Source organism: Moorena sp. SIO3H5 (assembly GCF_010692395.1).
Taxonomy (GTDB): Bacteria; Cyanobacteriota; Cyanobacteriia; order Cyanobacteriales; family Coleofasciculaceae; genus Moorena.
Map to the genome: position 1 here is coordinate 1 of NZ_JAAHHS010000440.1, position 6,111 is coordinate 6,111.

Below are 6,111 nucleotides of genomic sequence, written 5' to 3' on the forward strand. Positions count from 1 at the left end.
TCTTGGGCAATGTCTTCTGGCCGTGCCCAAGCCCGGGCTAGAGTGATGCAAGCCGAGGGGGCTGTGCAAAATGCCAAGGCACAGATAGCAGATACGGTAATTCGCGCTCCTTTCACTGGCATTGTTGCTAGGAAGTATGCCGATCCAGGTGCCTTTGTCAGCCCGACTACCGCAGGTAGTTCTGTCTTATCGGCTACCTCTTCTTCAATTTTGTCCCTAGCTTCTAGTAACCAGGTAGTAACGGCATACGTAGCAGAAAGTAATATTTCCAAAATCCGCTTGGGACAAGACGTCACTATTACTGTTGATGCTTACCCAGGAAAAACCTTTACCGGACAGGTGGCACAAATTGCTGCCCAGGCAGTTATAGAACAGAATGTTACCAGCTTTGAGGTTAAGGTGGCCATTGTCTCAGATTCAGAACAACTTCTGCGTTCTGGGATGAATGTCCATCTGGAGTTCAATGTAGGCAAACTCTTAAATGCTTTAGTTGTACCGACAGTGGCAATTGTCCGCCAGCAGAATGCTACGGGTGTGTTTGTAGCAGGAGAAAATAATCAAGCTATCTTCACTCCCATAGTGACTGGCATTACTGCTAATTACAAAACTGAAGTCAAATCGGGTTTGCAGGGAACCGAAAGAGTGTTTATCAACTTTCCAGAAGGGTCCCGACCGCAATCGATTACCCCACCTCCTTTTCGCGGTTCACGTTCACGTTAGTTGAAAGGTGTGCAAAAATGGCTACACCAGTTAAGATTCGCTTTAGTACAGCATCCACTGTAGAAGTCTTAGTCATGGCGCTGGAGGCTTTGTGGAGCAACAGATTACGCACAGGGCTGACCATGCTGGGTGTCATTATTGGGATTGCCTCGGTAATTGCTATTACTTCCCTTGGTCAGGGAGTGCAAAAGGCAACCGAGCAGCAATTACAGGGTTTGGGTACAAATGTCATGCTGGTGTTCCCTGATACTCCCAGAAATAGTCGCATCAATCTAGGTAGTACTGGTAGGGGAACACGTTTAAATTGGGAGGATGCACGGGCAATTAAAGAACAGGTGACTACGGCTACTGCGGTGTCTGCATTCTTGCAAAAGCCTAATGTCTCCGTAGTCTATGGTGGAAAAAATATATTAACTACTGTCATCGGTACAGATTTGAGTTACCAGGATGTCAAGAACATCTATCCCCAGTCGGGGCAATTTTTTAATCAGGATGATTTGCTCTCTAGTAAATCAGTGGTTGTTCTTGGTTCTAAGTTACAGGAACAACTGTTTGAACCGGGGGCAAATCCAGTTGGTGCCAATATCCGCATTCAGGGAGAGCGTTACATCGTTATTGGTGTTATGGAATCTAAGGGTGCGGTAGGAAGAATAGACCAAGATAATCAACTATATATTCCCTTGACGACTATGTCGGCGCGACTTATTGGTAATAATGCCCTAGCCGGGATTGCCATCAATGGGTTGTGGTTGAAAGCCTCTGATGAGTCGAGTTTAAGTGCAGCTCAATTTCAAGTTACCAACCTCTTGCGCTTGCGCCATAATATTTATCCACCCCAAGCCGATAATTTTAGAATCATTAACCAAACAGACATGATCAATACCTTAAATAATGTGGTGGGTTTATTTACGGTGATGGTGGGAGCAGTTGCTGGAATTTCTTTAGTTGTTGGCGGCATTGGTATTGCCAATATTATGTTGGCTTCTGTTGTGGAACGAAGGCGAGAAATTGGCATTCGTAAAGCACTAGGAGCTACCAAATCAGCAATTCTCAAGCAATTTTTAGCAGAAGCTGTCGTGGTTTCTGGTGTGGGGGGAGTGATTGGCATGGGATTCGGAATAGCCTTGGCTTTCAGTGCAGCCACTATTTTCGAATTTCCGTTTGTGCTTTCTCTGTGGTCAGTCATTTCTAGTTTTGGACTGTCTTGTATTGTGGGATTACTAGCTGGGGTAATACCTGCAAATAATGCCGCGAAATTAGACCCAATCGTTGCTTTACGGACTGACTAAACTATAGGATTAAAAACTATGATTTGGATGGAAGCGATTACTAAGATTTATGATATGGGGGAAGTCCAGGTATCAGTCCTGAAGGGCATCAACCTATCAATTAAAGAGGGAGAATACATTGCCATTATGGGGGCTTCTGGTTCTGGAAAGTCCACATTAATGAACATTATCGGTTGTCTCGATCGCCCAACTACAGGACGCTATGCCCTTGAAGGCAGAAACCTCACAACCCTACATGATGACGAACTTGCCTATATCCGCAATCAGCGCATTGGCTTTGTGTTTCAGCAATTCAATCTCTTGCCTCGCTCTACAGCCCTGGAGAATGTTATGCTACCCATGGTCTACGCCAATGTACCTAAACCCAAACGACGGCAACGGGCAATGCAAGCCTTGAGTCGAGTGGGTTTGGGCAACCACCTTCACCACCGTCCTAGCCAACTTTCTGGGGGACAACAACAACGGGTTGCCATTGCCCGTGCTTTAGTTAATCGCCCCGCTTTGCTGTTGGCAGATGAACCTACCGGAGCTTTAGATACCAAAACCTCCCAGGAAGTCATGGATCTGCTTGGGGAATTAAACCAGCAAGGCATCACCATCGTGATTGTTACTCACGAAGATGATGTAGCTGCCCAAACCCAACGACTTATTCAGATGCAGGATGGTTTGGTAGTAGATCGCGATGAGCAAATGCCTCTAAAATCTATTAGTCTTAATACTTATAGGGGTTTTGAATTGGATGATGTGCAAAGTTCTGGGTTTTAGGGAACAGGGAGCAGGGAGCAGCGGATCTGGGAGCAGGGAACGGGGAACAGGGAAAAGGGAACAGGGAACAGAAAAAAAACCTGTGTACCTCATAGCTATAAAAAAGGCTGTAGTAATCAAGCTCTAGTAACAGGAGGAGTTACCCAACCAAAATGCAAGCGTTAAGAGAATTGGTATATAGCGTTGATCATACTTATGAGGTACAGTCAATTTTATTACCCCTACTCCCTACTCCCTTATGTTGCTGAACTTACCATTTTCAACCAGCCAAAAATTTCCTCTGCTTTCAACTGAAGGTCGATACCATCTAATACCACTAGAGAGTCACTTACCTGACATAATTCCGGTTGTTGGTTAGGTATAAAAATCAAGACCGAGCGGTCGTAAGGGTCAATTAGCCATCCTAGTTGAGAACCATGTTTTATACAATGTAAAATATTACCTATTACTCGGTTTGAACTCTTGCCTGGAGAGATAATTTCAATAGTCCAGTCTGGAGCAATAAACACATCATCTACAGGCTCCCCTTCATCATCAAATTCAATCTGGTTCCAGCGAAGAACTGCTAGATCCGAAACAATTGACCGTCCGCCAAAAGTACATCGTAGCTCTGGGAAAGCGTAGGCAATTTGCCCTTCCTCAACAACAGTATTAATTGTACTAGTCAACTTGCTCTGAAGTCTGGAGTGGCGAGTTTTAGGCATTGGTTTCTGGCTAATTTCACCGTTAATATATTCCCTAGGGGGTTTAGTCTCTGGAAGTTCCAGAAACTCTTCAAGAGTCAAAGGTAAGTAAGCTATCTTTACCATTGGCAGCTAGTTCCAGAAACAGATGTGACCATACTATAGCAATTCTCAATCGGGTCAGGTACTTTCCTTCTTGGTTTTATATAGCACTACGCATTAAGGTGTTTGACATTGATACAAGCAGCAAAAGGTGCGACCCGTGGCGAATTTAATTCTTAATGCGGAAAGCGCACCTAAGCTGTTGTAGTAAACTGTTGCCTTTTGCCTCTTGCCTCTTGCCTTGCCCGTAGCGCTATATCATGTTGGGATAATTACTCTTAAGCACCTAAACAAAATTAATTTCCTACTACCAATCTCTGTAACCCTTACATCGTAAGGCTTTGAGTTTTGGAAAATGTGTAATTAATTTTGTGCACCTGCTTAATAAACATCTCCCCATCTCCCCATCTCCCCATCTCCCCACACTTCCCACCCTCCCCACACTTCCCACCCTTACCCTGTTCCCCACAACTGCCACAAAGTCATATAATTGCCTAGGCGAAAGGCAAATGCCATACGTCCTCCACCGATTAAAATCGGGGTTTTCCAAACTACCGGAATTATTTCATGACCAATAAAAAGTATCGAATACTAGCTATTACTGATCATCATACCCACGGGGGAATAAGTGCAATCTATCCCCTACTCAGAACTATGGCTAAACATCCTGTTTGTGACTCTATTCAAGTGGCAAGCAGGGGAAACCCCAAAAATAAGGAATTTTTCTATGACTATACTTCCACTGAGTTAATGAGCTTGTTGGTTGACGATAACTTTGTTCCTCAAGAAAGCGGGGAACAATTCTTAAATGCTAGCATCAAAACAGACTTTAAAGATCATGATTTGATTTTTCTCAGGATAGACAGACCAATACCCGATGAGTTTTTTGAATTCATTACCAGTCATGTACCGGAAGATAAAATCATTAATCGTCCATCAGGAATCAAAAAAACAGATACAAAGGCATCGCTTCTGAACTTTCCAGAGCTGTGTCCACCGATGAAACTTTGCAGTACTTTGGAGGAAATTTTAGAATTTAACCAAAAGTTTCCCATTGTTTTAAAACCTCTGCGCAGCTATGGCGGTAAAGGTATTATCAGGATAGTTGATGACCAGGCTTGGGAAGGGAATAATCAATATTCCCTTGATGAATACAAGTCAGTCATTGAAGAAAGCTTAAGGGATAGTGGTGACTATTTAGCCATGAAGTACTTAAAAAATTACAGCAAAGGTGATAAGAGAGTGCTAGTGGTTAATGGGAAAGTGACAGGAGGTTTTCTCAGGATTCCTAAAGAAGACTCTTGGATCTGCAATATGTCAGCAGGGGGTTCTACAACTGTGGGCGAACCGGATCAAGACGAAATCAGAATTGCTGAAACGATTATTCCTAGTTTCTTGGAGCAAGGTATTGTCATTTTTGGCTTCGATACATTAGTGGATGACGATGGCAAGCGAGTTTTATCTGAGATTAACACATTAAATGTTACTGGTTTAGAAGAAGCCCAAACCCACTCAGGAAAACCAGTAGTTCAAGAGTCATCTGATTTAATGTGGTCTTATATTTGTGAACATATTGGATAACTATCCATAGGAGCGCAGGAAATGCGGTAGTGGAAGACAAGTAGTGATTTTAGCTCCCGTTACCTTAACAAGACTGTAGCCAAATCACTACATCTTTACCACTACCGCCACAGGTTTTATTTAAGATATAATTTAAATATGATTATTTCAAAAAATCATTATGGCTACTATTATTTCTCCATCAAAACTCAGCCTTAGTGACGTAGAAGATAAATTTAAGCTGCAAGAAGTAATGGAGCCGGAGTTTTTTCCAGAGTGCGTGGAAAACCTCCCCCAACTAAGTGAACTAGAAAGGCAAATGCTCGATAGAGCAAAAGCTAATTACAAGTACTTGTCTAAAGATTTGGTACTAGAAGACCTAGTTAAAATGGTTGTTGTTTCTCCTTTATTGGATTTGGCAGGATTTTACCAACCGCCTTTTAAAGTTAAAGCAGAGTATGAAGTGTCTTTACCCATTGAAGATAAAGATGAGGACACAATTATCAAAGGACGGATTGATATTTTGGTTACTAGTAAACCAATTTGGATAGCCGTAATTGAGTCCAAACGTTCTGCTGTTTCCTTACAACCAGCAATTCCTCAAGCACTAGTTTACATGCTCAAGAGTCCCCAAACAGAGCAACCAACATTTGGTCTTGTTACTAATGGTGCCAGCTTTATCTTTATCAAGTTAGTGAAAGGCGAAACCCTACGCTATGGTTTATCAAAAGCCTTTGATATCTGGAATCCTGGCAATTATTTATATGATGTTTTGGGTATTTTGAAGCGTATTGCTGCTGTCACGGCTAAATCTTAGAGGAGACAAAAAGTAAGCTATCAGCTTATGTGCTACGCACACGCTACGCGAACAGCTATCAGCTATCAGCTTATGTGCTACGCACACGCTACGCGAACAGCTCTCAGCTCTCAGCTTATGCGTTAGTTCACAGGCTAGAAGCCTGTGCCACGCTACTAGATCGGTGCTTTTGAAA

General features: G+C 42.9%; 6 protein-coding genes. 5 read left to right on the forward strand and 1 reads right to left on the reverse strand.

Annotated elements, in window-relative coordinates:
* The 3 genes from F6K52_RS30660 to F6K52_RS30670 all read left to right on the forward strand — a co-directional run.
* A partial coding sequence (locus F6K52_RS30660) for an efflux RND transporter periplasmic adaptor subunit (protein WP_293087821.1) occupies positions 1 to 720 on the forward strand: 720 nt, incomplete at its 5' end.
* A 17-nt stretch (positions 721 to 737) separates the two neighbouring features.
* Positions 738 to 2,009, forward strand: a complete 1,272-nt coding sequence (locus F6K52_RS30665) for an ABC transporter permease (RefSeq protein ID WP_293087824.1) — start codon at positions 738 to 740, stop codon at positions 2,007 to 2,009.
* Positions 2,010 to 2,027: 18 nt separating this feature from the next.
* Positions 2,028 to 2,774: an ABC transporter ATP-binding protein gene (locus F6K52_RS30670; protein ID WP_293087828.1), complete on the forward strand. Its 747-nt coding sequence runs from the start codon at positions 2,028 to 2,030 to the stop codon at positions 2,772 to 2,774.
* A gap of 236 nt (positions 2,775 to 3,010) precedes the next feature.
* Here the strand turns inward: F6K52_RS30670 and F6K52_RS30675 are convergent, their stop codons facing one another.
* Positions 3,011 to 3,583 (reverse strand): Uma2 family endonuclease, encoded by a 573-nt coding sequence (locus F6K52_RS30675; RefSeq protein WP_293087833.1) that lies wholly within the window; start codon positions 3,581 to 3,583, stop codon positions 3,011 to 3,013.
* 543 nt (positions 3,584 to 4,126) lie between these two features.
* Between F6K52_RS30675 and F6K52_RS30680 the strand changes: the two genes are divergently transcribed.
* Positions 4,127 to 5,140: a hypothetical protein gene (locus F6K52_RS30680; protein ID WP_293087838.1), complete on the forward strand. Its 1,014-nt coding sequence runs from the start codon at positions 4,127 to 4,129 to the stop codon at positions 5,138 to 5,140.
* Positions 5,141 to 5,300: 160 nt separating this feature from the next.
* Entirely contained in the window at positions 5,301 to 5,936 is a 636-nt protein-coding gene (locus tag F6K52_RS30685) for a type I restriction endonuclease (RefSeq protein WP_293087843.1), read from the forward strand.
* Positions 5,937 to 6,111 lie beyond the last annotated feature (175 nt).

What these genes read in the sequence shown, in the direction of transcription:
- F6K52_RS30665 (WP_293087824.1), top strand. Translation starts at nt 738, where the DNA reads ATGGCTACACCAGTTAAGATTCGCTTTAGTACAGCATCCACTGTAGAA.
- F6K52_RS30670 (WP_293087828.1), top strand. Translation starts at nt 2,028, where the DNA reads ATGATTTGGATGGAAGCGATTACTAAGATTTATGATATGGGGGAAGTC.
- F6K52_RS30675 (WP_293087833.1), bottom strand. Translation starts at nt 3,583, where the DNA reads ATGGTAAAGATAGCTTACTTACCTTTGACTCTTGAAGAGTTTCTGGAA.
- F6K52_RS30680 (WP_293087838.1), top strand. Translation starts at nt 4,127, where the DNA reads ATGACCAATAAAAAGTATCGAATACTAGCTATTACTGATCATCATACC.
- F6K52_RS30685 (WP_293087843.1), top strand. Translation starts at nt 5,301, where the DNA reads ATGGCTACTATTATTTCTCCATCAAAACTCAGCCTTAGTGACGTAGAA.